This is a genomic window from Polynucleobacter sp. Tro8-14-1 (genome assembly GCF_018881655.1).
Lineage (GTDB): Bacteria > Pseudomonadota > Gammaproteobacteria > Burkholderiales > Burkholderiaceae > Polynucleobacter.
This window is the reverse complement of sequence record NZ_JACVPX010000001.1, coordinates 68,149-91,185: the sequence shown is the minus strand read 5'-3', so window position 1 is coordinate 91,185 and position 23,037 is coordinate 68,149. Positions and strand designations below refer to the sequence as shown.

Genomic DNA, 23,037 nt, shown 5'->3' with positions numbered 1-23,037 from the left:
TAGATTGATCTCAGAGTAATTTAGCTTCAGCCAAATCGGTTGCCTCTGAATTGCCTGAGATCACCAAAATGTCGTTGGCCTCAAGCTTGAGATCCGGAATGGGGTCCAACTTCACATAATCTGCGTTTCGACCCTTGCGACGTACTGCCTGAACATTGACGCCTTCTTTCTCTAGGTCAAGCTCGCCTAAAGCTTTACCAATCGCTTTTGACTGGGGCAGCAGCGTAATGGCATGTAAACGCCAAGATTCATTGGAGCCAAAGTCATCGTCCGCAGATCCGCGGAAGTAGCCCCTCAATAGGCTGTAGCGCTCTTCCCTTGCTGTTGTGATGCGTCTCACTACCTTACGCATTGGCACACCCATGATCAATAGAACATGGGAGGCGATCATTAAGCTACCTTCAATGAGTTCGGGCACGACCTCAGTAGCTCCAGCTGCCTGCAACTTGGCGATATCCGCATCATCTCTAGTACGCACCAATACCGTCATACCAGGACGTAAGCGCTCTACCTGACGCAAGACTCGCATACTTGCTGCGGTATCGGCATAAGTAATCACGACCGCCTTTGCCCTTGAAAGGCCAGCAGCTACTAAATAGTTTTCACGACTAGCGTCGCCATAAACTACATTGTCGCCAGCAGCCGCAGCTTCTTTAACGCGATCAGGATCTAAATCCAAGGCAATGTATGGAATTTTTTCTTGATCAAGCATGCGGGCCAAACTTTGACCTGAACGACCGAAGCCACAAATGACCACATGGTTTTCATTACGAACACTCTTGGAAGCAACACGAGTTAATGCAAGCGATTGCAGCAACCATTCGTTACTGGCAAAACGCATCGCAATGCGATCGCTATATTCAATGAGGAATGGTGCGCAGAACATGGAGATCAACATCGCTGCCAATACTGCTTGACTCAAGGTGGGATCAATTAGATCCAGGCCATCAATTTGATTGAGCAAAACAAAGCCGAATTCACCTGCTTGAGCTAAGCACAAGCCCGTTCTAATGGAGATGCCAGGACTAGAGCCAAAGCTCCGTGATAGCAAAGCAATAAGGCCAAACTTGAAGATGAGTGGGCCAACGAGTAAAACCAAAACCAATATCCACTGCTCACGAATGACGTTGAAATCGAGCAACATGCCAATCGTCACAAAGAAGAGGCCGAGCAAAACATCGCGAAACGGCTTGATATCCTCTTCCACTTGATGGCGGTAAGGCGTTTCAGAAATCAACATGCCAGCTAAGAACGCACCAAGCGCTAGCGACAAACCAAAGTGCTCGGTAAGCGCCGCCATACCCAAAACAATCAACAACAGATTGAGCATGAACAACTCTTGTGAGCGCAACTTAGCAACCAACTTAAACCAATGGCTCATCAAGCTTTGGCCAATGAAGAAAATCAATACCAAGGCGATGGTGATTTTGATAGACGCTGCAGTTAACGCAACGAACAAATCGGAAGGATTTTTCCCGAGCGATGGTAATAGGATCAACAGGAAGACCACTGCTAAATCCTGGAATAACAAAATACCCACGACATTGCGACCATGCTCTGTCTCTAATTCAGCGCGATCAGAAATCAGCTTGGTCACAATTGCAGTTGATGACATTGCCAGCGCACCACCTAAGGCGATCGCAGCATGCCAAGAGATGGGATAAATCCAATTCATTAGCAAACTGGCTGGGATTGCTAAAAGCATTGTTAGAATGACTTGGCTGCCACCAAGGCCAAATACGATCGATCGCATTGCCCTTAATTTATGCAGGTTGAATTCCAAGCCAATCGAGAACATCAAGAAAACCACGCCAAATTCAGCCAAATACTTCACTGTGGCTGAATCATTCGCCAAGCCCAGGGCATTAGGCCCAATCAGCACGCCAATGGCCAAATAGCCCAAAATGGGGGGTAAGCCAAAATAGCGGAAAATAACCACTCCGGCCACACCCGAGGCCAGGAGAATGAGGGTTAATTGAAGGACTGACGGCATATACTTACTTGATGATAGCTAAGACTCGTGAACGTACCCTAAAGCTTGCGCGCGACACCCTCACTATTGAGGCTGCTGCACTGCAAACTATGCGTGATCGCCTTGAGGGCGCTAATGCTGATGCCCTCGTCCTGGCGGTTGAGCTTTTACATGGCTGCAAAGGCAGAATCGTAGTTTCTGGAATCGGCAAATCAGGTCATATTGCCCGCAAAATTGCCGCTACCTTTGCCTCCACAGGATCCCCGGCATTTTTTGTTCATCCCGCTGAAGCCAGCCACGGAGACTTAGGCATGGTTACTAGAGATGATGTTTTTGTCGCCCTTTCTAATTCCGGCGAGACAGATGAGCTTTTGACTATCGTGCCAATCGTAAAACGCACTGGCGCAAAACTTATCGCTCTCACTGGCGCTCCAAATTCCTCTCTTGCCAAATTGGCAGACGCGCATTTAGATACCAGTGTTGAAAAAGAGGCGTGTCCATTGAATCTGGCGCCTACAACTAGCACTACTGCTGCACTAGCCATGGGCGATGCACTAGCTGTTGCCTTACTAGATGCACGCGGCTTTAAAGCTGAAGACTTTATTCGCTCTCATCCTGGTGGCAGACTAGGTCGCAAGCAATTAATACATGTCAGCGAAGTAATGCGTAGCCTTGCAGACACGCCTAAGATCTCCATTGATGCGTCTCTACAAGATGCCTTGTTAGAGATGACCTCGAAGCGCATGGGTATGGTGGTTATCCTAGATGCCAACAACAAAGTATTTGGTATATTGACTGACGGTGACTTGCGTCGCCTTTTGGAAAAAACTACCGACCTTGGCGGCATCAAACTGAAGAGTGCGACCACTGCCGATCCTCGTACCATTCCAGCAGAGTTACTTGCTGAAGAAGCGATCGAGATGATGGAGAAACATCGCATCAATCATTTAGTGGTGACAGATAACCAAGGTCATTTGTTGGGCGCATTAAATCTACATGATTTATTTGCAGCCAAAGTCATTTAATTTCCATTCGTAATCGAGTTTCCCTTTCATGCCTAGTGCTTTCAATACTCACAAGACCAACCCTCTAGCTCAATACCCACAGGCCTGGGAGCGCGCAGGCAAAGTGAGGCTTTTGGTATTGGATGTTGATGGCGTATTAACAAATGGACAAGTTTGGATTGGTTCTGATGGCAAAGAATCTTTAAAGGCCTTTGATATTCAAGATGGCTTAGGCATCAAATTATTAGAGCAATGCGGCATTCCGACTGCCATCATTACCGGCAGAAATTCTAAAATGGTTTTGGCACGCTGTGAAGAGCTTGGTATTAAACATGTTCACATGGGTGTTGAAAACAAAGCTATTGCCCTGAAAGAAGTTCTTCAATCTCTGGGGCTGACTGCGGCTGACTGCGCTGTTATGGGTGACGATTGGCCAGACATGCAAATGATGAAAAATGCAGGCTTTCGAATTTGCCCGGCACAAGGTCATGAAGCTGTCCAAGAATTTTCCCACTTGGTGACGACACGCAATGGCGGTAATAGTGCGGTACGTGAAGTATGCGACCTGATTCTTAAAGCACAGAATCGCTATGAAGAATTACTTCTTAAGGCTCGTAACTAAGCAATGCAGTTAAAGCCTCAGCAAATTAAAGTGGGCATCGGTCGCGCTCTGTTGCGCCTGCTGCCCTTGATTTTGATGGGGGCACTCACGCTGGCTACTTTTTGGCTGGTCGAAAAAAATACTCCGCCAGAAAAATCTCCTTTAGAACGCGTGCGCCTGCATGAGCCTGACTACACCATCAAAGATGGTGCACTATCCGCTCTTAATGAATTGGGCAATACTAAATACAGAGTGTTGGGCGTCAAAGTCACACACTATGATGACGATGCCTCTATCGATATCCTGACACCGCGCATGCGCCTGTTCCAGGCTGAGAAAGCGCCTGTAACCGTGAAGTCGGATACCGGACATCTCGATGGTGATCTCACCATCCTTGATTTATACGATAACGCCAGCATCTTTCGCCCAGCTCAAGAAGCGACTGCATCACAGCCAGCAACTTTAAGAATGTTGGCCAGCTCAAGCTACTTCAAAGTGCTCATTAACGATGACATTATTGAAACCGATCGGCCAATTACCCTTGAGCAGGGCATGTCGATTATGAATTCCACTGAAGGTGGTGTGTTTAACAACGTCGAACAAAGTATGGTGCTCAGCGGCCAAGTTAAAGGACGTATTGAGCGCGCCCCACGGAGCCACCAATAAAATGGTGTCAATGAAAATTTTATTGGTTCGCCTTGCGCTCCTAAGCTTTGGGCTCTCCCTTGCATCTTTGTCGTTCGCAGAAAAAGCAGACCAAGACAAACCAGTCATTCTGGAAGCAGAAAAAGTTTCTGTAAACGACGTTAAGCAAATCTATGACCTCAATGGTCAGGTGCTACTGATCAAAGGCAGCATTATTGTTACTGGTGAGGATGGCCACATTGAAGTGGATCCTCAGGGTTATGAGTTTGTCGATGTCGTGGGTACTCCGGAAACGGTTGCAAGCTTTAGACAACGTCGCGAAGGTCTTGCGGATGAGTTCATGCAAGGACGCGGCGCCCAGGTTACCTATGATGCCAAGACAGAATTTCTGACGTTGACAGGCGATGCCAGCTTGAAGCGCTTGCTCAATATGCAAATGCTTGATCAATTAAAGGGCTGGAAAATTGAGTACGATGATGTAAAGCAGTACTATCATGTCACACCTCCTAAAGATGCAAAACCGGATGATCTGCCCTTAGCAAGAGCCATCCTTTCACCAAGACGAAAAGCAACCCTAGAGAAATGACAGCGGATTTAGCCCACATCGATAATGCGCCCACACTAAGCGCCCATAACCTACAAAAACGGTATGGCTCAAGAACCGTGGTTCGTGATGTATCCGTACAAGTTAGATGTGGGGAAGTGGTAGGACTACTCGGCCCAAATGGAGCAGGCAAAACAACTTCGTTCTACATGATTGTTGGACTAGTCCCACTCGATGGTGGAAATATCGTTTTAGATGGCGCAGATATTACGCATTTACCGATTCATGAGCGCGCTCGAATGGGTCTCTCCTATTTGCCACAAGAAGCCTCTGTATTTAGAAAGCTCAACGTAGCTGAAAATATTCAGGCAGTCTTAGAGCTTCAAGCTCAAGGCGGCAAACCCCTTACTAAGGCCGAAATTGCTAACCGCCTTGATGAGCTCTTAGGCGAACTCCAAATCAGTCATCTGCGCAATAACCCAGCCCTCTCCCTATCGGGTGGTGAACGTAGGCGGGTAGAAATTGCGAGAGCGCTAGCTTCCCAGCCAAAATTTATCCTGCTAGATGAGCCCTTTGCTGGTGTTGACCCTATTGCTGTTGGGGAAATCCAGCGCATTGTGCGCTTCCTGCGGGACCGCCAAATTGGGGTACTAATTACCGACCACAACGTCCGCGAAACCCTGGGCATCTGTGACCACGCCTACATCATCAGCGAAGGTAGCGTATTGGCTGAAGGTAAGCCTGATCAGATTATTCAGAACGATGCCGTCCGCAGAGTCTATCTGGGCGAAAACTTCCGGATGTAAGTCAAACAAGGCTTCCTGCTTTTAAAGTAATAAAAATTGCACTTCCCTCTTGGTTTTCGGCAAATTCGCTGATACGCTGGAGGCTCATGGTTTATTTTCCAAAAAAAACAGCACAAAAAATTTCAGGGGCTTGCTGCGCACCCCGGGCATGACTATGCGCACGCATCTATAGCATCTATAAAAGGAGTCGCTAATGAATTTGAAAATTAATAGCCGTCACGTGGAAGTTACCCCTGCCATGCGCTCTCATCTTGAGGCGGGTCTAACCAAAATTCGTAAGCACTTCGATCACGTCATTGATGCGTCTGCCTTCCTGGTAGTAGATAAAGCCAAAGAGAAGGACCTGCGTCAAAGCGCCGAGATCACCATTCACCTTAAAGGGAAAGATCTGTTCGCTGAAGCACACAATGCTGACCTCTATCACGCTATGGATGCAGTGGTTGATAAGTTAGAGCGTCAAGTTGTCAAACACAAAGAAAAGATTCAAGATCATCACCACGAAAAGCATTTTGAGTGATCTAGTACGTCAGGACACCTATAATCAATTCACATGAATGCCCTGACCAATCTTTTTACTCCCGACTGCATTGCATTAGATATCCTCGCCACAAGCAGGGCTGATGCATTTGCAGCCGCTGGAGAACTATTTTCTAAACAAACAGGAATAGCAGCAAACTCCGTTATAGAGTTCCTCAATGCTCGTGAAGATTTAGGCTCTACCGCCCTCGGCGCTGGTGTAGCCATCCCTCACGGACGTGTGAAAGGCCTAAAGCAGCCAAGTGCCGCTTTTATGAGACTGCAAAACCCTATTGAGTTTGCAGCTCCGGATGGTGAAGCGGTTTCCATCTTGATTTTCTTGCTAGTCCCAGAAAAAGCCACCCAACAACATTTAGAAATTTTGTCTTCGATTGCTCAGTTGCTGTCGGATGCAGATGCTCGCGAGACCTTATCGTCTACTGCAGACCCCTTAAAGGTTTGCGAACTCTTACAACACTGGGGTACAGCAAAATGACTCAGCCATTACTCCTAGAAGGAGTAACTGCTCAGCAGATTTTTGATGACAATGTTTCAGAATTAAAGTTGTCTTGGATTGGCGGTCTTGAAGGTGCCGACCGCACCTTCCCTCCAGAAGCTGTAAAAATAGCTGCAGCCAGCTCCGACTTAGTAGGTCACTTAAATCTTATTCACCCAAGCCGTATTCAAATCTTCGGCGAGCAAGAGGTTGAATATCACGCAGCTCTGGAGCCAAAACAAAGGCAAGAGCAAATTGCCAGTTTGATCTCCAAGATGCCTCCTTGTGTCATTGTGGCTGATGGTAAGAGTGCGGATCCAGACTTGCAACTATTCTGCCAGCGCTCCTCAACACCGCTATTCACCACCGCCATTTCTGCTGCGGAAGTGATTGATCATTTACGCACTTACTTAACCAAAATTGGTGCCCCTCAAATCACCATGCATGGTGTCTTCATGGACATTCTGGGCTTGGGTGTACTTCTTACTGGCGAATCTGGCCTAGGTAAAAGTGAATTAGGCCTCGAACTTATTTCTCGTGGACATGGATTGGTAGCCGATGATGCAGTTGACTTTGCACGTCTTGGACCTGATTACATTGAGGGTCGCTGCCCCGTCATCTTGCGCAACCTACTTGAGGTACGTGGACTGGGATTGCTCGATATTCGGACGATCTTTGGTGAAACAGCAGTGCGTCGTAAATTAAAACTACGCCTGATTGTTCAGCTCGTTCGCAGAACCGATGGCGAATTTGAGCGTCTACCCCTTGAGGCCCAGCATATCGACGTACTAGGCATCCCCATTCGTACGGTCAAAATTCAGGTGGCTGCAGGTCGCAACTTAGCCGTACTAGTTGAAGCTGCTGTACGCAATACCATTTTGCAATTGCGCGGTATCGATACCTTAAAAGAATTTATCGAGCGTCAACGTATTCAGATGAATGCGGAGTCAGAGTCATCAAAGTCCCAAGGACGCCTACTCTAAGCTATGCAGATCAATCTGATTACCGGAATATCAGGCTCAGGTAAATCAGTAGCCCTGAGGGCTTTTGAAGATGCTGGCTATGACTGCGTAGACAATCTTCCCGTCTCACTTCTCGAAAACCTCATCTCCACTCTTGAAAAAGAAAAGTGCGAACAAGTTGCGGTCGCCATAGATGCTCGTCGCGGACAATCTATTGCAAACTTGCCGTCCATTCTCGAGAACCTACGCAAAAATCATCAGGTCAGAGTGGTATTCCTGAATGCCGATACCAATACTTTGGTGCAACGCTTTTCAGAAACCCGTCGTCGCCACCCCTTATCTACTAATGGCAAACAATCTCAATCGGCAACTCTGATTGAGGCAATTGATAAAGAGCGTAATTTGCTCGAGCCCTTACGTGCCCAAGCGCACAGCATCGATACCAGCAACCTACCTGCTCATGCATTGCGTTCCTGGATTCAAGATCTCCTCAAAGACAAACCGGTAGGTCTCACAGTAGTTTTTGAGTCATTTGGTTTTAAAAAGGGCGTGCCCAGCGAAGCGGACTTAGTTTTTGATGTGCGTTGTCTACCAAACCCCCACTATGACAACGCACTCAGACCACTGACCGGCAACGACAAGCCCGTTAAGGAATTTCTGGAAAAAATTCCAGAAGTCAGGAGCATGGAATCCGACATCACCCAATTCATTAACAAGTGGTTGCCCCATTACATTGCTGATGGTCGCAGTTATTTGACGGTTGCCATTGGTTGTACTGGCGGCCAACATCGCTCTGTCTATCTCGTAGGCCGCTTGAGCGAACACTTCCGCGCCCAAAAAGACCTCATGGACTTGCAGCTTAATTTTTTAGATCGTCACCGCGAACTAGATTCAATCCCTGCAGCAAAAGCTTAATCGGCTGCGGCAAGCCATGGCGCCCTAGCTGAGCCAAGGGGACCCACTTCAGATCTGGATTTAAAAAGACCAACTCTTTTGGAGCGCTTACCTGCCATATCTGCATCCACAATTTGCGGTGCGTAAAGACATGCTTAATTTCTTCGGCCTGATTTATGGCTTTACAAGCTTTTGTAAGTGCTGCCGATTTTTCTTCGGGCAATGTAGCTGCCAATAATTCCTGTGGGCTTATCTCAACAACTTTTGCACGAGCTACCCTAGGGGTCCACGGTCCTTCAGGCAAAGACCATAGACCACCCCAAATGGCATTACTCGGGCGCTTTTGCAAGAGGATGGAGTTAGCCGAACGCATCAACAACATATTGCAATCAAATTCTGGGGATTTGGTCTTCTTGGTTTTTTGTGGAAGCAAAAGGACTTGACCGCTTAAATTGGCTTGGCAGTCTTTTGCGAATGGGCATTTTTTTTCTAACCCTAAACATACTGGTTTGCGTGACGTACACCAAGTAGCGCCAAAGTCCATCAGTGCCTGGGTATAGACCGGCATATCTGTAGGCTTAGTTGGTAGTAAATCTATTGCTAAATCCCACAGTCGATCGTTGATCTTCTTATCTTGTATCGCGCCTTCAATCGCAAATAAACGTGCCAGAATGCGTTTCACATTCGCATCCAAAATAGGTGCTCGCTCATGAAAAGCAAATGCAGCGATTGCGCCAGCTGTAGATCGCCCAATCCCTTTTAATTGCTCAAGCAAAATGGGGTCACTTGGGAACTTGCCGCCGAACTCTGTCATGACCTGCTTTGCGCAAACATGTAGATTTCTCGCGCGCGAGTAATACCCTAATCCCGCCCACTCAGCCAATACCTCGTCGATATCAGCAGCGGCTAATTTTTTAACCGTTGGAAAGCGTTTCATAAAACGTGGGTAGCGCTCAAGGACCGTAGCCACTTGAGTTTGTTGCAACATGATTTCTGAAACCCACACTGCATAAGGGTCTCGATTACCTTGCCAAGGCAAACCTGAGCGCCCACTGATCGCATGCCAAGCAACAAGCTTTGATGCAAATGTGTTGATCAGCGTTTTTGACATTGAGTACAAAAATAAGTGGAGCGCTGGCCCTGCACTATCTGCCTAATAGGCGACTTACACACCTTACATGGCAAGCCTTTGCGGTCATAGACCTTGGTTTGGACCATAAAGTGCCCAGGATCACCATCGCTATTTACAAAATCTTTCAAACTACTACCGCCAGCTGCAATAGCTTTTTTCAAAATCAATCTCACCGCTTCAGCCAAACGAGAACATTGCGGACGTGTGAGCTTTCCTGCAGCTTTAGCTGGATGAATACCCGCCTCAAATAAACTTTCAGAACAATAAATATTGCCAACACCGACAACCGCTTGCCCTGCCAAAAGAAACTGCTTCACAGCAACACTGCGTTTGCGGGATTTTTGATACAAAATATCCGCGCCCAGCTCACCCGCAAACTCCGGAGAAAATGGCTCAACGCCTAACTTTTGCAAAAGCGCAAATGCTTCAATGGGACCTTTTGATTTGGGATGCCATAAAACGGCACCAAATTTTCGTGGGTCATGCAAACGCAAGCTGAACTTACCGAACTCTAGCGTCACGCGATCATGAATCTTGGGGGGGTCCGAACCTGGGAGTACACGCAAAGTTCCCGTCATCCCCAAATGAATCAGCAAGTAGCCCGTATCCATTTCTAATAAAAGATACTTCCCACGCCTCTCAATGGCATGCACTGTTTGCCCAGGCAAGCTTTTAGAGAGGTTGGCGGGCACTGGCCAACGCAAGCGTCCATCAATAATCTTGACGGCGCTGACCTTGCGCCCCTCCAGATGGGGGGCGATTCCTAATCGGGTGACTTCTACTTCTGGAAGTTCTGGCATAAATGGATTGTAGATTCGCGGATTAGAATGTGCTTATGAGTAAATTCACACTGAAACCTCTTTTAAAGGGTTTATTCCTGGCGGCCCTCACTGGTGGAGTCATTTCATCAGCCCATGCCCAAACCCAGGCAAATGGATTGCAAACTGGCGAAGCGGTGTTTGAGGTGCTCGCCTCCGAAATCGCCCTTCAGCGGGGTGAGGCTGGCTTGGCTTACAACACCTATCTGGAGATGGCGCGCCAATACCAGGACCCCAGGCTAGCCCAAAGAGCCATGGAAATTGCAATTGCTGGAGGATCCCCAGATTTAGCTATGCAAGCAGCAAAAACTTGGGATGAACTCTCTCCAGCTTCGGATACCAAACCTAAAGAAGTCCTGGTAACGCTATTGATCTTAAGTAATCGCTGGTCTGATGCTGTCAAGCCAGCAATTACTTTATTGCGCCAACAAACTCCCGCGGAACAAGAAAATACTCTTTTGCAATTACAAGCATTGCTTGCTAAAGCGAAAGATGAGTCGGATGCTTTACGCGCTTTTTATGAAATCGCATCTACCGTCAAGATTCCACTCAAAGATCCAGGCCTACTTTATACCTATGCCATGTCTGCTGAAAAAGTAGGTCATATAGATGTGATGGAAAAAACACTGCGTGACATTTTGCGCAAGAACCCAAACGATGTAAATTCTCTTAATGCCCTTGGCTATTCTTTAGCCGACCGCAATATGAAGTTACCTGAAGCATATGCGCTCATCAGTAAAGCGCATCAGCTGTCTCCAAAAGATAGTTTTATTTTGGACAGCTTGGGCTGGGTCAATTTTCGTCTAGGTAAAAATACCCTTGCATTAGAACAATTACAACAAGCATTTGCTATGAAACCAGAAGCGGATATTGCGGCTCATACTGGTGAAGTGTTATGGGTCATGAATCGCCGTGCGGAAGCTGAAGAGATGTGGCGCCAGGGACAAAAAATAGACGCTAATAATCCAACCCTGAAAGAAACTTTGCAACGCCTAAAGCCAGACTGGGCAACGGATGACCAAGCATCTAAGAACTCATGGGATGGGCGCTTTGCCGTCAAAGTCATCGGCTTAACTGAGTCACAAAACCAAGGTGGCTCTGGTGGTTTTACCTTGTCCCAAGAAGCATTAAAGGATGTTTTAGAAATACGCAATCCCATGGGTGGCTCGATTGCAAAAATTACTATTACGCCGGGTGAAGCCACACTCGAAAGTGATGGCAAAGTAGTTACTGCAGTTGATGCAGACACCTTATTGCAAAACACATTAGGCCTACCACTACCAGCGCGCGGATTATCAAACTGGTTAAGAGGCGAAGTGCGTCCTGGAAGCGAGGCAAGTGTTGATAGAGATGCAAATGGTCAAGTAAGCAAAATTAGTCAGGATGGCTGGGACTTGGTATATACCTGGAGCAATACCAATCGCCTCGAAAAGCTCACGATGACACGTACCTCGAATATCGGCTCGATTGATATACGTCTCGTGTTTGACCGCCCGAATGACTAAGCAAAATAATAATGGCGAAATCCGATTCTTTATTTCTTCGTTCGCCGGCTAAGCTCAATCTTTTTTTACACATCGTCGGACGTAGAGCAGATGGTTATCACTTACTCCAATCCGTCTTTCAACTGATTGACTGGTGTGACACCATCCACTTAAAAAGCATTGCTGAAAATGAAGTGCGCCGCATTAATCCCATTCCCGGAGTTCCGCCCGAGCAAGATTTGGTAGTTCGCGCAGCTAATTTACTAAAAGAATTTTGCAAGATTGAGGCTGGTGTTGAAATTAATCTTCACAAAGAAATCCCGATGGGTGCAGGTATGGGGGGTGGTTCCTCTGACGCAGCAACTACATTGATTGGTCTTAACGCCCTTTGGAATCTCAATCTCTCCAAAGAAATACTTTGCAACCTTGGGCTTCAGCTCGGTGCCGATGTCCCCTTCTTCATTTTTGGTCAAAATGCCTTTGTTGAAGGCATTGGGGAGAAAATTCAAGAAATTTCCCTCCAAACCCCTGATTTTTTGGTGATATTTCCCAATCAGGGCATCGCAACCGTAAGCATTTTTCAAGACCCGGAATTGACCCGAGATCACGCTCAGATTACAATTGATGGCTTTCTTGCATCGCCATTGTTGTATCAATCAAATGATTGTCAGGCCGTAGCGATGCGGATTTGCCCAGAAGTGAAGCAAGCTTTGGATTGGATTACCCAGGCAGTACCGGGCTCACAGCCCCGAATGTCTGGCTCTGGAAGTAGCGTTTTTGCAGTCTTAGACCCTAAGACTGATACCGCAAAACTAGAAAATCTTCTGCAAAATCTTCCTGAAGGGTGGGTAGGTCGGGTTGTTCGGGGGCTAAATAAAAATCCCGCTTACAATTTGATTTCTTCAGATTGACCTGTAGGGGAATCGCCAAGCTGGTTAAGGCACTGGATTTTGATTCCAGCATGCGAAGGTTCGAATCCTTCTTCCCCTGCCAAGTACTGTAGAAACGATAAAGATAACCTTTTGACCCCACAAAACCCATAAGACTATGTCCTCCACAAACGCAGATTTATTGACTCTTTTCACAGGCAACGCAAATCCCGTTTTGGCTGAGGCTGTAGCCAAAGAACTCAAACTCCCAATGGGAAAAGCCTTTGTTGGCCGATTCTCTGATGGCGAGATTCAAGTAGAAATTCAAGAGAACGTCCGCGGCAAAAATGTCGTGGTAATCCAATCAACCTGCGCACCTACTAATGACAGCTTGATGGAACTCATGATCATGATTGATGCTCTGAAACGAGCATCTGCAAGCCGTATAACCGCAGTGATTCCTTACTTCGGTTATGCCCGTCAAGACCGCCGCCCTCGCTCTGCTCGCGTAGCTATTTCCGCTCGCATTGTGGCCAACATGCTTCAGTCAGTAGCTGGCATTGAGCGTGTTTTGACCATGGATCTGCATGCCGACCAAATTCAGGGTTTCTTTGATATCCCAGTAGATAACATTTATGCCTCTCCAGTCCTTTTGGCTGACTTAGAAGCGCAGAAAACTAAAAAAGATCTGATCATCGTGTCTCCAGACATTGGTGGTGTGGTTCGAGCCCGTGCAATGGCTAAGCAATTGGGCACTGATTTGGCGATTATTGATAAACGCCGCCCTAAAGCAAACGTATCTGAAGTAATGCACCTTATTGGCGAAGTAGAAGGCCGCCATTGCGTCATCATGGATGACATCATCGATACCGGCGGAACCCTCTGTAAAGCCGCTGAAGCGCTTAAAGAGCGTGGTGCTAAGGGCGTTACCGCTTACTGTACTCACGCCGTGCTCTCAGGCGGTGCTGTAGCTCGTATTGCTGCTTCTGAATTGGATGAGTTGGTTGTTACTGACACCATTCCCTTGACCGCAGAGGCCATGAAAGTATCCAAAATTCGCCAATTGAGCGTTGCTCCGATCCTCGCTGAAACCCTTTCCCGCATTAGCAAAGGTGATTCAGTGATGTCGATGTTTGCTGAATAAGCCAAAAATCACCGTTTTACCCTGGTTTTTGGCAGTTTTAAGCCTTTTGCAGGCAAAAACACCCTTTCCCACGATATAATCGAAGGCTTTTCTGTTTGGTCGCGAACGGAAATTAACCTTAACTAGGAAAATCATCATGAAAGTAGTTGCCTTTGAAAGAAGCGTACAGGGAACGGGTGCGAGCCGCCGTCTGCGCAATTCCGGAAAAACTCCGGGAATCGTTTACGGTAGTAAAGATCCAGCCTTGGTCATCGAGTTAGACCATAACGCGTTGTTCCATGCTCTCCGCAAGGAAGCATTTCACTCATCCATTTTGGATTTGGAAATTAGCGGTAAGACACAAAAAGTGTTGTTGCGCGATTACCAAATGCATCCATTCAAGCCATTGGTATTGCACATTGACTTCCAGCGCGTATCCGCGTCTGAGAAAGTTCATATGCGCGTTCCATTGCACTTCACTAATGCTGACACTTCAGCTGCTGTGAAATTGCAAGGTGCCGTTATTAGCCACATCCTTACTGAAATTGAAGTTTCTTGCTTGCCAGCAGACTTGCCAGAGTTCATTGAAGTGGACTTGGCGAAGATTGAAGTTGGTCATGGTATTCATGCTAAAGACATCGCATTGCCAAAAGGCGTTACTTTGGTATTACATGTTGAGCAAGAGAACCCAGTACTTGCTAACGCACGTATCCCAGCAGTTAAAGCTGCTGAGCCTACAGATGCGCCTGCTGCACCAGCAGCGGCTGCCCCTGCAGCTGAAGCGCCAAAGGATAAAGCTTAATTACTTAGCTCAATCGCTTGTACAAGAAGGCCTGCGCAAGCGGGCCTTTTTTATTGCCCCCAGTTTTCATTCTTTTTTGGCGAAATGCTTTTATATCTTTAAACTCTCAGCATGACTAAATTAATTGTTGGCCTGGGCAACCCTGGAGATGAGCATGAAGAAGATCGGCACAATGCTGGCTTCTGGTTTGTTGACGCAATGGCAAAACAACTAAGCACTCGTTTTGAATCTGAAAAACGCTTTCATGGCAAAGTAGCCAAAGCCAAATGGGAAGGCGAAGATCTTTACTTACTCAAGCCAAGCACTTACATGAACCTAAGTGGGCAATCAGTTGGCGCGCTATGCCGCTTTCACAAAATCACTCCTGCAGATATTTTGGTGGTGCAAGATGAACTGGATTTAAAGCCTGGTACTGCACGCCTGAAGTTAGGTGGCGGCACTGGCGGCCACAATGGCTTGAAAGATATCCAAGCGCATTTAAGTACCCCAGATTATTGGCGCTTACGCTTAGGCATTGGCCACCCTAGAGATGTAGCTGGTGATGGACGTCCTATGGATGTTGCAGATTATGTATTACGTAGACCTCAATTAGCCGAGCAAAAACTCATTGATGCCAGCATTGAAAATGGTCTGCAAATTTTGCCGCTCTTTTTAAAAGGCGACACTCAAACCGCCATGATGGAGTTGCATTCCAAGGGCTAAGTACTGAACTAAGCTGCTCAGTTAAGCTGTATTGGCTTTTTTGGCAGCAGTTAAAAGCGTGAACTTCATCATTAACTGCTCTTGAGTTTCGGTATGCTCAGGATTAAATGGAATGCAGTCGACTGGACAGACCTGGCGACATTGGGGGGCATCATAGTGACCTACGCATTCAGTACATTTATCAGGATTAATTTCATAAATCTCCAGACCCATGTAAATAGCATCATTCGGACACTCTGGCTCGCAGACATCGCAGTTGATGCATTCGTCCGTGATCATTAATGCCATGATTTACTCGCCAAATTTCATTTGGTCACTCTTTATTCTGAGTACCTGAAGCAATTTTCCTGACGAGCCATTTTTCCACTGATGGAAAAACAAACTTACTCACATCACCACCCATTGAAGCAATCTCACGTACGAAAGTGCCTGAGATAAATTGATACTGATCGGATGGGGTTAAGAACAGCGTTTCGACATCAGGAAGCAGGTAACGATTCATACCTGCCATTTGGAACTCGTATTCAAAATCGGATACGGCGCGTAAACCCCGTACGATCACGCGCGCTTGATGCTCGCGTGCAAAATCTTTTAATAAGCCAGTAAAGCCAACGACTTTTACATTCGGATAGTGGCCAAGCACTTCCTTAGCGATAGCAATGCGCTCTTCTAAATTGAAGAATGGACGTTTGCTGCGACTGTCGGCAACACCCACAATCAACTCCGTAAAAATGCTCGATGCGCGGCGAACCAAGTCCTCGTGACCACGAGTAAATGGATCAAATGTTCCAGGGTATACGGCAACTGTCATAACGTTCCTAAGGCTTTATCGGCTACAGGCAAGAGTTTAGCCTCTTCCACTCCGAAATAGACAAGCTTTTACCTGTCCAGCCTCTAAGTATTTTCCACAATGCCAGTCCGGTAGTAGGGCCTCTACCTCCTCGCGTGGACGACTAGAGGGAAATTCCACATAAATACCACCGCCTGCAGAGTCATCACACACCCTAGCTGCCTGGATAACGGCGCGATCTAATAAGCCCGAATCCTGAAATGGTGGATCAATAAAAATTAAATTGCTGGAACGATCTGCCTGCTGCTTCAGAAACTCAAGGCTATCTCGTTGCAAAATTTTTACGAGGCCGGCGGCCGGCGAAGACTGCAATAAAGCAAAATTGGCCGTTAAGTTTGCGCAAGCCCTTTTTTCTTTCTCAAGTAATACTACTAATGCAGCACCTCTTGATGCGGCCTCAAAACCCAAAGCACCGGTACCGGCAAAAAGATCTAGGCATCGTAAACCTGTTAAATCTTGTCCTAGCCAATTAAATAGCGTTTCCCGAATACGATCAGTTGTAGGGCGTAGGCCAGGAAGATCCAAAACCGTTAGCAAACGGCTTCTCCAGTTGCCGCCAATAATCCGCACCTTCTTCGGCGGCTCAGTCTTTAGAAGCTTGTTTGCTTTATTGAGCTTATTTATTTTTTGCTCCCAATACAACAATCTTCATACGATCCATTGCAAGATATTTTTTGAATGCAGCATTTACCTGCTCTAAAGTTACCGCCTCAACTTGCTTAGTCCATACATCCATCGTATCGAGCGGCAGGTCATTCCATGCAATTGAAGAGACGTTATCCAACAACTTACGATTGTTATCAATCCGCAGCGGGTAACCATTCACTAAGTTTGCTTTAGCAGCCACAAGCTCAGATGGAGTAGGTCCATCGGCGATAAATTGAGCAGTGGTAGAACTCATCACCTCTAAAGCCAGCGCAGCCTGATCACTCTTGGTTTGTAGACCCGCTTGAAAAATGCCATTCTCTTTTCCAGGAATAAAGTAACTAAACACGCTGTATGCCAGACCGCGCTTCTCACGCACCTCAGCCATCAAGCGAGAGACAAAACCGCCCCCGCCTAAAACATAGTTACCAACCAGTAAGGGGAAGTAATCAGGGTTGTTGCGAGCAACCGCCGTCATCCCCATAGCAATGTGAGCCTGCTGAGAGTCAAAAGGAATTTGAATTTCTCTTTGCGCCAGAGGCTCTACGGGAGAGCGCTCGAGTTCAGGCAACTTTGCGATGGGCTGACCTGAAGCAGGAATCTGCTTTAACAAAGCTTTGACGATTTCTTCTGCTTGAGCGCGATCAATATCGCCAACAATACTCACAATCATGCGGTCACCGCGATAAAACTGCTTATGAAATTGCACTAAGTCATTCACACTTACAGCAGCAACTGATTTCACTGTTGGCGAATCAGCTAGGGGATAGTTTCCATACACTGATTTTTTAAAACGACGTTCGAGAACAAACTCGGGCTTAGTTTCCGCCTCAAGCAAACTCGTTATCGTTCTTTGTTTCTCACGCTCAACAATTTTTGAATCGTAAGTCGGCGCGCTCAACATAGCAGCGGCTAGTTGTACCGCTCTATCGCGCAAGTCTTTTCGACTCAAACTGCGAATGCGCAAGATTGCTCGCTCGCCGCTCACAGACAAGCCAATATTGGCTCCTAGATCAGCGATTTCATCAGCTATTTGAGCTTCAGTGAGAACCCCTTTTTCGCTCTTCACCCCATAATTCATCAGGCCGGCAACCATATCGGCTAGGCCACTTTTGCCAGCCGGGTCATAGCGATCGCCCGCATCAATGCTCACTTCAATGTCTACCATCGGCAGCGCTTTGGTTTGCACTAAATATGCCTTGGCGCCCTTATAAGAATCTAACTTCTCAATCGGCAAGATGGCGTGCGCGTTACTAAACAAGCAAAAAGTAAAGAGACAAACTGAAATACTCTTAACGAAGACATTCATCACTTGCTCTCCTTACCTGCAGTTTGACGCGCCTGAGGATCCAATACCGCAATCGTCAAACCCTCATCAACCAGATATTTTTTTGCGACTGCCTGCACTTGCTCAGGTGTAATGGTTTGCATTTTCTCTAGCATGTAATCGATGTCCTTCCAAGAAAATCCTGCCATCTCTGTACTACCAATTTCCATTGCTTGACCAAAGATAGAGTCGCGCTTATAGATTTGCTCAGACAGAATGCGTACCTTAATTCTCTTGAGTTCAGACTCCAGAATCCCTTTTTGCTTTAATTCGTCAAGCGCCTTGCGGATGCTTACCTGAGCCTGATCGACTGTTTTTCCTTTAGCCATCGTGGCGCTAATTAAGAATAGTTCTGGCCCACGAGAAATCATGTCGTAGCCAACACCCACATCATTCACTACTTTTTCCTGCTTAACGAGAGTGCGATTTAAGCGGGCATTGTCATAGCCATCCAGCACTGCTGTCAGAAGCTCTAAGGCATATGGCTCGGGGTCATCCAGCTTGCCAGGCTCGAGACGGGGCACCTTCCAAGCCATGGCCAATTGAGCGCTATCAGCTGGCGCCTTTACCTGAACCTGCTTAATCCCTTTTTGAGGCGACTCAATTTGTGGCTTACGCACTGGTAACTCATGGGCAGCGGCAGCGCCGTAATACCTCTCTGCCATATTCAACACTTTTTTAGCATCCACATCACCGCTGATGACTACGGTTGCATTGTTTGGCTTATACCAACTGCGATACCAATCTCGCGCATCGGATGCTTTCATATTCTCTAAGTCATTCATCCAACCAATGACCGGATGGCGATATGGGGAGCTCATATAAGCAGTTGCCATTAATGATTCGTTGAGCAAACTACTAGGATTGTCTTCTGTTCGTAAACGGCGCTCTTCCATGATGACCTGAATTTCTTTTAAGAATTCTGCATCATCAAAATTGAGGTTAGACATACGATCCGCTTCAAGCTTGATCACGTCTTCTAATTTTGATTTTTCAACTTGCTGAAAATAAGCGGTGTAATCGCGCGAGGTAAATGCATTCTCGCGCCCACCGACCGCGGCTACCAAGCGAGAAAATTCGCCTGCCTTCACTTTGTCGGTACCCTTAAACATCATGTGTTCAAGCACGTGTGCAACGCCCGTCTTCCCATTGACCTCATCCATTGATCCAGCACGATACCAAGCCATATGAGCTACCGTTGGCGCACGATGATCTTCCCTGACAATCAATTTGAGGCCATTGCTCAACTGATACTCATGCGTATCCTCTGAATCAGGACCAGCAGCCCAAGTAAGTTGACTAAATACAAAGAATAAAAAGGAAATTCGAAGTAAATTGGAAAGCATCTGCTAAATCACCATATCCCTAGAATTAAATTGATAAGATGCAAGGTTTAAATTGTATCGATTATGTTCGGCTTACGTAAAACCCTCGGATCCCTTTTTAAATCAAGCAAGATTGATGAATCTTGGTTTGAAACTTTAGAAGAATCACTCATTCAAAGTGATGTGGGTCTACCTACGACCGAACAACTCATCACCAAACTACGTAAAGCAGCAAAGTCTGAAAAGGCTTCTAGCCCAGAGGAGTTACAAGCTCTTCTCATTCAAGAAGTCAGCACCCTATTAACTGCTATTGAACCTTCGCCAAACCCACTATTTACAAGTGATAAGCCTAACACCCCAGAGGTGTGGTTGGTTGTAGGGGTAAATGGAGCAGGTAAGACTACGACCATTGGTAAACTCTGCCGACTCTTTCAGTCTCAAGGTAAGTCAGTTCTTTTGGCTGCTGGCGATACCTTTAGAGCTGCGGCACGTAACCAGCTTCAGGAGTGGGGTGGACGCAACCAGGTTGACGTTATTACTCAAGAAGGTGGTGATGCAGCAGCCGTTGCACACGACGCCATTCATGCTGCCATCTCTCGTAAGAACGATATTCTCATCATTGACACTGCAGGGCGTCTTGCTACCCAAGACAACCTCATGGAAGAGCTTAAGAAAGTCAAACGTGTCATTGGTAAAGCGCTACCTGGGGCGCCTCACCACACCCTGCTTGTTTTGGATGGCAATACCGGACAGAACGGCTTGAGCCAGGTAAAGGCCTTCCATGCCGCCCTTGGCCTCACTGGAATCATTGTTACCAAGCTTGATGGCACCGCTAAGGGCGGCGTGATCTGCGCCCTAGCCCACACCCTACAAGATGGCCCAAAACCCGCTGTTCTAGCCCTAGGCAAGGGCGAAGGGATTGAAGATTTAGCCCCCTTCACAGCAGAACAATATTCATCTGAATTATTCAATTAATTCAATAGCTTAGAGGTCATTAAAACCATTAGCACTCTCTTGACAAGAGTGCTAAAATAGACTTCTACTAATACATCATATTTATAAGAAAAAATGGTTCAAAAGAAATCCGACAAACCGAATTTGCAAACGCTGCCAGTCGCGCAGACTGCGTCGGCGTCTGCATTTCCGATGCTGCCAACTCTTGGGGTTGGCACTCTCGACTCATATATTTCGTACGTTAATCGCGTGCCAATGCTTAGTGCTGCAGAAGAATTACATCTTGCGCAGGAATTTCGTCGTACTGAAAATGTCGATGCCGCTAAAACTTTAGTGCTCTCTCATTTACGCCTAGTAGTTTCTGTTGCTCGCCAATATCTTGGCTATGGAATCCCGCATGCTGACTTAATTCAAGAAGGCAATATTGGCTTGATGAAAGCCGTTAAACGCTATGACCCAAACAATGGTGCACGTTTAGTGTCGTATGCAATCCATTGGATCAAAGCAGAGATTCATGAGTACATTCTTAAGAATTGGCGCTTAGTAAAAACTGCAACTACCAAAGCACAACGCAAACTATTCTTTAACTTACGCAGCAATAAACCTACATTAAGTGCGCTTACTCCGAGCGAAGTTGAAGCCTTGGCCAAAGCACTTGATGTCAAAGGTTCCGATGTTAAAGAAATGGAAATGCGCCTTGCTGGTGGAGATGTCGCTCTAGAAGGCGATGACAGCGATGATGAATCTGCTTACGCCCCTATTCAATGGCTAGCGGATAACTCTCAGGAGCCTACCGCTCGCATTGCTAGCGCTGAAGCAGATGCCTTGCAAGGCCCGAAGCTAGACCAAGCACTGATGGCCTTAGATGAGCGTAGTCGCAATATTGTGCAATCTCGTTGGTTGGCCATGGATGCCGAAGGTAATGGCGCTAAGACGTTGCATGATCTTGCTAGCGAATATGGCATCTCAGCAGAGCGTGTTCGTCAAATTGAAACGGCCGCTCTCAAAAAGATGCGCGGCCTGTTGCAAGCAGCTTAATCAAGCAAGAAGTTTGCAGGCAGCAAACTTCTTTAATTCTCTTACTTAAGCAATTCTTTCAAGTCATGCGCCAAGGTCTCTGGACCTTGAGCGTGCTTGATATACAAACGTAGATGACCCTCAGGATCAAATGCATAGCTACCCGCTGTGTGATCCATGGTGTAAGAGCCTGGCTTAGATCCTGGAACCTTCTTGTAATAAATCTTGAAGTCTTTCGTCACCTTCTCCAAAGCTGCCTCATCTGCGGGACGCAAACCCAAGAAACGAGGATCAAAGGCAGGGACATACTGCTTGAGAATCTCTGCAGTATCGCGCTCAGGATCTACAGTGACAAAAAGTACTTGCACCTTATCGGACTGAGACCCCAAGAGCGTCATAACTTGCTGCATTTCAGTTAAGGTGGTCGGGCAAACATCAGGGCACTGGGTATACCCAAAAAACATCACCACTACTTTTCCCTTAAAGTCCGCCAAGGTTCTCACCTTGCCATCAGGATCTACCAAACTAAAGTCTTTTCCGAAAGCGGTGCTGCCAGTGATATCAATATTTTTAAACTCTGGTTTTGGGCTGCAAGCAGTCAATACGAAACAAAGAATTGCTAAAAAGCAAATGCGCAGAAAATTCATATGACTCTCAGAGGAAATAATGGTCTATCAAAAGCGCTGCAAAGAGTAGCGAAAGATAGGTAATAGAAAAGCGGAAGGTCTTTTTGGCTAAAGCATCACTATAGGAAATAAATAAGGCGATGACATAGGCCAGGAACATTAAGCCTAGGACGATTGCCGAAACTAAATACACCATACCGCTCATGCCATAGATATATGGCAGCATCGTAGCTGCAATCAATATAAGAGTGTAGAGAACAATATTCAGAAGTGTGAAACGCTCGCCATGAGTCACTGGCAGCATTGGTAAACCCGATTGAACGTAGTCATCACGACGATACAAAGCCAGTGCCCAGAAATGTGGTGGGGTCCACACAAAAATAATCAGAACCAAAAGCCAGGCTTCTGCAGAAAGGGTGTTAGTCACTGCAGCCCAGCCCAAGGCCGGTGGCATCGCACCGGATAAACCGCCAATCACAATATTCTGTGGCGTGGCAGGTTTTAGTAACCAGGTGTAAATCACTGCATAACCAACAAAGGTAGCAAGTGTTAACCACATCGTTAATGGGTTACAAAAATTCCACAAAATAATCATTCCGAGTGAACCCAGAACAATTGAGAAAATAATAATGTGAAAAGGTGTGACTTCGCCGGTGGCTGATGGACGCCAAGCAGTGCGCTTCATCTTGGCATCAACAGCTTGCTCAATCAAACAGTTCACTGCAAATGCAGCGCCAGCCAAAAGCCAGATACCAACAACGCCACCAAATAGCACTGGATACGGAACCATGCCAGGCGTCGCTAAGAACATACCAATCACTGCACAAAAAACAGCGAGCTGAGTCACTCTGGGTTTAGTTAAAACCCAATATTGACGCCAACGTGGCATAGCCACTGGTGCGCTTGTTTTAGAGTCACTCATA

At 46.7% G+C, this 23,037-nt stretch carries 26 protein-coding genes and 1 tRNA gene; 17 read left to right on the top strand and 10 right to left on the bottom strand.

Annotation, left to right across the window (positions count from 1 at the left end; all coding sequences use genetic code 11):
- Positions 1–10 precede the first annotated feature (10 nt).
- On the bottom strand, positions 11–1,993 hold the full coding sequence (locus tag ICN34_RS00505) for a monovalent cation:proton antiporter family protein (protein ID WP_072582705.1): 1,983 nt from the start codon (positions 1,991–1,993) through the stop codon (positions 11–13).
- 11 nt (positions 1,994–2,004) lie between these two features.
- Between ICN34_RS00505 and ICN34_RS00500 the strand changes: the two genes are divergently transcribed.
- From ICN34_RS00500 to rapZ, 9 genes are all read left to right on the top strand, one after another.
- The gene (locus tag ICN34_RS00500) at positions 2,005–2,997 is read left to right on the top strand and encodes an SIS domain-containing protein (RefSeq protein ID WP_216120202.1); all 993 of its coding nucleotides are present in this window, start codon (positions 2,005–2,007) and stop codon (positions 2,995–2,997) included.
- Between the two features lie 28 nt (positions 2,998–3,025).
- The gene (locus ICN34_RS00495; protein WP_216120201.1) at positions 3,026–3,598 is read left to right on the top strand and encodes an HAD family hydrolase; all 573 of its coding nucleotides are present in this window, start codon (positions 3,026–3,028) and stop codon (positions 3,596–3,598) included.
- 3 nt (positions 3,599–3,601) lie between these two features.
- Complete coding sequence (gene lptC, locus ICN34_RS00490) at positions 3,602–4,243, top strand: LPS export ABC transporter periplasmic protein LptC (RefSeq protein WP_216120199.1); 642 nt, start codon at positions 3,602–3,604, stop codon at positions 4,241–4,243.
- Positions 4,244–4,253: 10 nt separating this feature from the next.
- On the top strand, positions 4,254–4,808 hold the full coding sequence (gene lptA, locus ICN34_RS00485) for a lipopolysaccharide transport periplasmic protein LptA (RefSeq protein WP_072582894.1): 555 nt from the start codon (positions 4,254–4,256) through the stop codon (positions 4,806–4,808).
- Positions 4,805–5,572, top strand: coding sequence for an LPS export ABC transporter ATP-binding protein (lptB, locus tag ICN34_RS00480; RefSeq protein WP_072582701.1), 768 nt, complete (start codon positions 4,805–4,807; stop codon positions 5,570–5,572). Before lptA ends, lptB begins: the two co-directional genes overlap by 4 nt.
- Positions 5,573–5,765: 193 nt before the next feature.
- Positions 5,766–6,089, top strand: coding sequence for a ribosome hibernation-promoting factor, HPF/YfiA family (hpf, locus tag ICN34_RS00475; protein WP_072582700.1), 324 nt, complete (start codon positions 5,766–5,768; stop codon positions 6,087–6,089).
- A gap of 33 nt (positions 6,090–6,122) precedes the next feature.
- Positions 6,123–6,584, top strand: coding sequence for a PTS sugar transporter subunit IIA (locus ICN34_RS00470; RefSeq protein ID WP_072582699.1), 462 nt, complete (start codon positions 6,123–6,125; stop codon positions 6,582–6,584).
- The gene (gene hprK, locus ICN34_RS00465) at positions 6,581–7,567 is read left to right on the top strand and encodes an HPr(Ser) kinase/phosphatase (protein ID WP_072582698.1); all 987 of its coding nucleotides are present in this window, start codon (positions 6,581–6,583) and stop codon (positions 7,565–7,567) included. The genes ICN34_RS00470 and hprK overlap by 4 nt, the downstream gene beginning before the upstream one ends.
- 3 nt (positions 7,568–7,570) lie before the next feature.
- Complete coding sequence (gene rapZ / locus ICN34_RS00460; RefSeq protein WP_216120197.1) at positions 7,571–8,461, top strand: RNase adapter RapZ; 891 nt, start codon at positions 7,571–7,573, stop codon at positions 8,459–8,461.
- On the opposite strand, the gene mutY is transcribed toward rapZ, so the two are convergent.
- Together mutY and mutM are read right to left on the bottom strand one after the other, a co-directional pair.
- On the bottom strand, positions 8,406–9,551 hold the full coding sequence (mutY, locus tag ICN34_RS00455) for an A/G-specific adenine glycosylase (RefSeq protein ID WP_216120195.1): 1,146 nt from the start codon (positions 9,549–9,551) through the stop codon (positions 8,406–8,408). The genes rapZ and mutY overlap by 56 nt on opposite strands.
- Positions 9,536–10,372: a bifunctional DNA-formamidopyrimidine glycosylase/DNA-(apurinic or apyrimidinic site) lyase gene (gene mutM / locus ICN34_RS00450; protein WP_216120193.1), complete on the bottom strand. Its 837-nt coding sequence runs from the start codon at positions 10,370–10,372 to the stop codon at positions 9,536–9,538. The genes mutY and mutM overlap by 16 nt, the downstream gene beginning before the upstream one ends.
- Positions 10,373–10,407: 35 nt before the next feature.
- Between mutM and ICN34_RS00445 the strand changes: the two genes are divergently transcribed.
- The 6 genes from ICN34_RS00445 to pth all read left to right on the top strand — a co-directional run bounded on the left by ICN34_RS00445 (position 10,408) and on the right by pth (position 15,370).
- Positions 10,408–11,895, top strand: coding sequence for an outer membrane lipoprotein LolB (locus ICN34_RS00445; protein ID WP_216120190.1), 1,488 nt, complete (start codon positions 10,408–10,410; stop codon positions 11,893–11,895).
- Between the two features lie 11 nt (positions 11,896–11,906).
- Positions 11,907–12,785, top strand: a complete 879-nt coding sequence (ispE, locus tag ICN34_RS00440; RefSeq protein WP_216120189.1) for a 4-(cytidine 5'-diphospho)-2-C-methyl-D-erythritol kinase — start codon at positions 11,907–11,909, stop codon at positions 12,783–12,785.
- A 5-nt stretch (positions 12,786–12,790) separates the two neighbouring features.
- Positions 12,791–12,867, top strand: a tRNA-Gln gene (locus ICN34_RS00435).
- 54 nt (positions 12,868–12,921) lie between these two features.
- The gene (locus ICN34_RS00430) at positions 12,922–13,887 is read left to right on the top strand and encodes a ribose-phosphate pyrophosphokinase (RefSeq protein ID WP_215321077.1); all 966 of its coding nucleotides are present in this window, start codon (positions 12,922–12,924) and stop codon (positions 13,885–13,887) included.
- 136 nt (positions 13,888–14,023) lie between these two features.
- Positions 14,024–14,668 carry a 50S ribosomal protein L25/general stress protein Ctc gene (locus tag ICN34_RS00425; protein ID WP_072582691.1) on the top strand — a complete coding sequence of 215 codons (645 nt, stop codon included), beginning with the start codon at positions 14,024–14,026 and terminating at the stop codon, positions 14,666–14,668.
- Positions 14,669–14,779: 111 nt separating this feature from the next.
- Positions 14,780–15,370, top strand: a complete 591-nt coding sequence (gene pth, locus ICN34_RS00420) for an aminoacyl-tRNA hydrolase (RefSeq protein ID WP_216120186.1) — start codon at positions 14,780–14,782, stop codon at positions 15,368–15,370.
- A gap of 21 nt (positions 15,371–15,391) precedes the next feature.
- On the opposite strand, the gene ICN34_RS00415 is transcribed toward pth, so the two are convergent.
- Genes ICN34_RS00415 through ICN34_RS00395 form a run of 5 tightly spaced genes read right to left on the bottom strand, consistent with a single transcriptional unit; the run spans position 15,392 to position 19,538 of the window.
- A complete protein-coding gene (locus ICN34_RS00415; protein WP_072582689.1) occupies positions 15,392–15,658 on the bottom strand; it encodes a YfhL family 4Fe-4S dicluster ferredoxin in 267 nt (88 codons plus the stop codon).
- A gap of 25 nt (positions 15,659–15,683) precedes the next feature.
- Positions 15,684–16,181, bottom strand: a complete 498-nt coding sequence (gene coaD, locus ICN34_RS00410; RefSeq protein WP_072582688.1) for a pantetheine-phosphate adenylyltransferase — start codon at positions 16,179–16,181, stop codon at positions 15,684–15,686.
- Between the two features lie 36 nt (positions 16,182–16,217).
- Positions 16,218–16,865 carry a 16S rRNA (guanine(966)-N(2))-methyltransferase RsmD gene (gene rsmD / locus ICN34_RS00405; protein ID WP_255538543.1) on the bottom strand — a complete coding sequence of 216 codons (648 nt, stop codon included), beginning with the start codon at positions 16,863–16,865 and terminating at the stop codon, positions 16,218–16,220.
- The gene (locus ICN34_RS00400) at positions 16,837–18,174 is read right to left on the bottom strand and encodes a pitrilysin family protein (protein ID WP_216120185.1); all 1,338 of its coding nucleotides are present in this window, start codon (positions 18,172–18,174) and stop codon (positions 16,837–16,839) included. Before ICN34_RS00400 ends, rsmD begins: the two co-directional genes overlap by 29 nt.
- On the bottom strand, positions 18,174–19,538 hold the full coding sequence (locus ICN34_RS00395; RefSeq protein WP_072582686.1) for a pitrilysin family protein: 1,365 nt from the start codon (positions 19,536–19,538) through the stop codon (positions 18,174–18,176). Before ICN34_RS00395 ends, ICN34_RS00400 begins: the two co-directional genes overlap by 1 nt.
- Before the next feature lie 63 nt (positions 19,539–19,601).
- On the opposite strand from ICN34_RS00395, the gene ftsY reads away from it, so the two are divergent.
- Both ftsY and rpoH read left to right on the top strand, forming a co-directional pair.
- A complete protein-coding gene (gene ftsY, locus ICN34_RS00390) occupies positions 19,602–20,492 on the top strand; it encodes a signal recognition particle-docking protein FtsY (RefSeq protein ID WP_072582685.1) in 891 nt (296 codons plus the stop codon).
- Between the two features lie 93 nt (positions 20,493–20,585).
- Positions 20,586–21,509 (top strand): RNA polymerase sigma factor RpoH, encoded by a 924-nt coding sequence (gene rpoH, locus ICN34_RS00385; RefSeq protein ID WP_072582684.1) that lies wholly within the window; start codon positions 20,586–20,588, stop codon positions 21,507–21,509.
- A 41-nt stretch (positions 21,510–21,550) separates the two neighbouring features.
- Here rpoH and ICN34_RS00380 read toward each other — a convergent pair whose 3' ends face one another.
- Both ICN34_RS00380 and cyoE read right to left on the bottom strand, forming a co-directional pair.
- Positions 21,551–22,135 carry an SCO family protein gene (locus tag ICN34_RS00380; RefSeq protein ID WP_072582683.1) on the bottom strand — a complete coding sequence of 195 codons (585 nt, stop codon included), beginning with the start codon at positions 22,133–22,135 and terminating at the stop codon, positions 21,551–21,553.
- 7 nt (positions 22,136–22,142) lie between these two features.
- Positions 22,143–23,036 (bottom strand): heme o synthase, encoded by an 894-nt coding sequence (gene cyoE / locus ICN34_RS00375; RefSeq protein ID WP_072582682.1) that lies wholly within the window; start codon positions 23,034–23,036, stop codon positions 22,143–22,145.
- Position 23,037: the final 1 nt, after the last annotated feature.

What these genes read in the sequence shown, in the direction of transcription:
- lptA (WP_072582894.1), top strand. Translation starts at nt 4,254, where the DNA reads ATGAAAATTTTATTGGTTCGCCTTGCGCTCCTAAGCTTTGGGCTCTCC.
- ICN34_RS00445 (WP_216120190.1), top strand. Translation starts at nt 10,408, where the DNA reads ATGAGTAAATTCACACTGAAACCTCTTTTAAAGGGTTTATTCCTGGCG.
- hprK (WP_072582698.1), top strand. Translation starts at nt 6,581, where the DNA reads ATGACTCAGCCATTACTCCTAGAAGGAGTAACTGCTCAGCAGATTTTT.
- ICN34_RS00430 (WP_215321077.1), top strand. Translation starts at nt 12,922, where the DNA reads ATGTCCTCCACAAACGCAGATTTATTGACTCTTTTCACAGGCAACGCA.
- ICN34_RS00400 (WP_216120185.1), bottom strand. Translation starts at nt 18,174, where the DNA reads ATGAATGTCTTCGTTAAGAGTATTTCAGTTTGTCTCTTTACTTTTTGC.
- lptC (WP_216120199.1), top strand. Translation starts at nt 3,602, where the DNA reads ATGCAGTTAAAGCCTCAGCAAATTAAAGTGGGCATCGGTCGCGCTCTG.
- rapZ (WP_216120197.1), top strand. Translation starts at nt 7,571, where the DNA reads ATGCAGATCAATCTGATTACCGGAATATCAGGCTCAGGTAAATCAGTA.
- mutY (WP_216120195.1), bottom strand. Translation starts at nt 9,551, where the DNA reads ATGTCAAAAACGCTGATCAACACATTTGCATCAAAGCTTGTTGCTTGG.
- ICN34_RS00425 (WP_072582691.1), top strand. Translation starts at nt 14,024, where the DNA reads ATGAAAGTAGTTGCCTTTGAAAGAAGCGTACAGGGAACGGGTGCGAGC.
- ispE (WP_216120189.1), top strand. Translation starts at nt 11,907, where the DNA reads ATGGCGAAATCCGATTCTTTATTTCTTCGTTCGCCGGCTAAGCTCAAT.
- cyoE (WP_072582682.1), bottom strand. Translation starts at nt 23,036, where the DNA reads ATGAGTGACTCTAAAACAAGCGCACCAGTGGCTATGCCACGTTGGCGT.
- lptB (WP_072582701.1), top strand. Translation starts at nt 4,805, where the DNA reads ATGACAGCGGATTTAGCCCACATCGATAATGCGCCCACACTAAGCGCC.
- ftsY (WP_072582685.1), top strand. Translation starts at nt 19,602, where the DNA reads ATGTTCGGCTTACGTAAAACCCTCGGATCCCTTTTTAAATCAAGCAAG.
- ICN34_RS00380 (WP_072582683.1), bottom strand. Translation starts at nt 22,135, where the DNA reads ATGAATTTTCTGCGCATTTGCTTTTTAGCAATTCTTTGTTTCGTATTG.
- rpoH (WP_072582684.1), top strand. Translation starts at nt 20,586, where the DNA reads ATGGTTCAAAAGAAATCCGACAAACCGAATTTGCAAACGCTGCCAGTC.
- ICN34_RS00395 (WP_072582686.1), bottom strand. Translation starts at nt 19,538, where the DNA reads ATGCTTTCCAATTTACTTCGAATTTCCTTTTTATTCTTTGTATTTAGT.
- pth (WP_216120186.1), top strand. Translation starts at nt 14,780, where the DNA reads ATGACTAAATTAATTGTTGGCCTGGGCAACCCTGGAGATGAGCATGAA.
- hpf (WP_072582700.1), top strand. Translation starts at nt 5,766, where the DNA reads ATGAATTTGAAAATTAATAGCCGTCACGTGGAAGTTACCCCTGCCATG.
- ICN34_RS00415 (WP_072582689.1), bottom strand. Translation starts at nt 15,658, where the DNA reads ATGGCATTAATGATCACGGACGAATGCATCAACTGCGATGTCTGCGAG.
- ICN34_RS00505 (WP_072582705.1), bottom strand. Translation starts at nt 1,993, where the DNA reads ATGCCGTCAGTCCTTCAATTAACCCTCATTCTCCTGGCCTCGGGTGTG.
- ICN34_RS00500 (WP_216120202.1), top strand. Translation starts at nt 2,005, where the DNA reads ATGATAGCTAAGACTCGTGAACGTACCCTAAAGCTTGCGCGCGACACC.
- ICN34_RS00495 (WP_216120201.1), top strand. Translation starts at nt 3,026, where the DNA reads ATGCCTAGTGCTTTCAATACTCACAAGACCAACCCTCTAGCTCAATAC.
- mutM (WP_216120193.1), bottom strand. Translation starts at nt 10,372, where the DNA reads ATGCCAGAACTTCCAGAAGTAGAAGTCACCCGATTAGGAATCGCCCCC.
- coaD (WP_072582688.1), bottom strand. Translation starts at nt 16,181, where the DNA reads ATGACAGTTGCCGTATACCCTGGAACATTTGATCCATTTACTCGTGGT.
- ICN34_RS00470 (WP_072582699.1), top strand. Translation starts at nt 6,123, where the DNA reads ATGAATGCCCTGACCAATCTTTTTACTCCCGACTGCATTGCATTAGAT.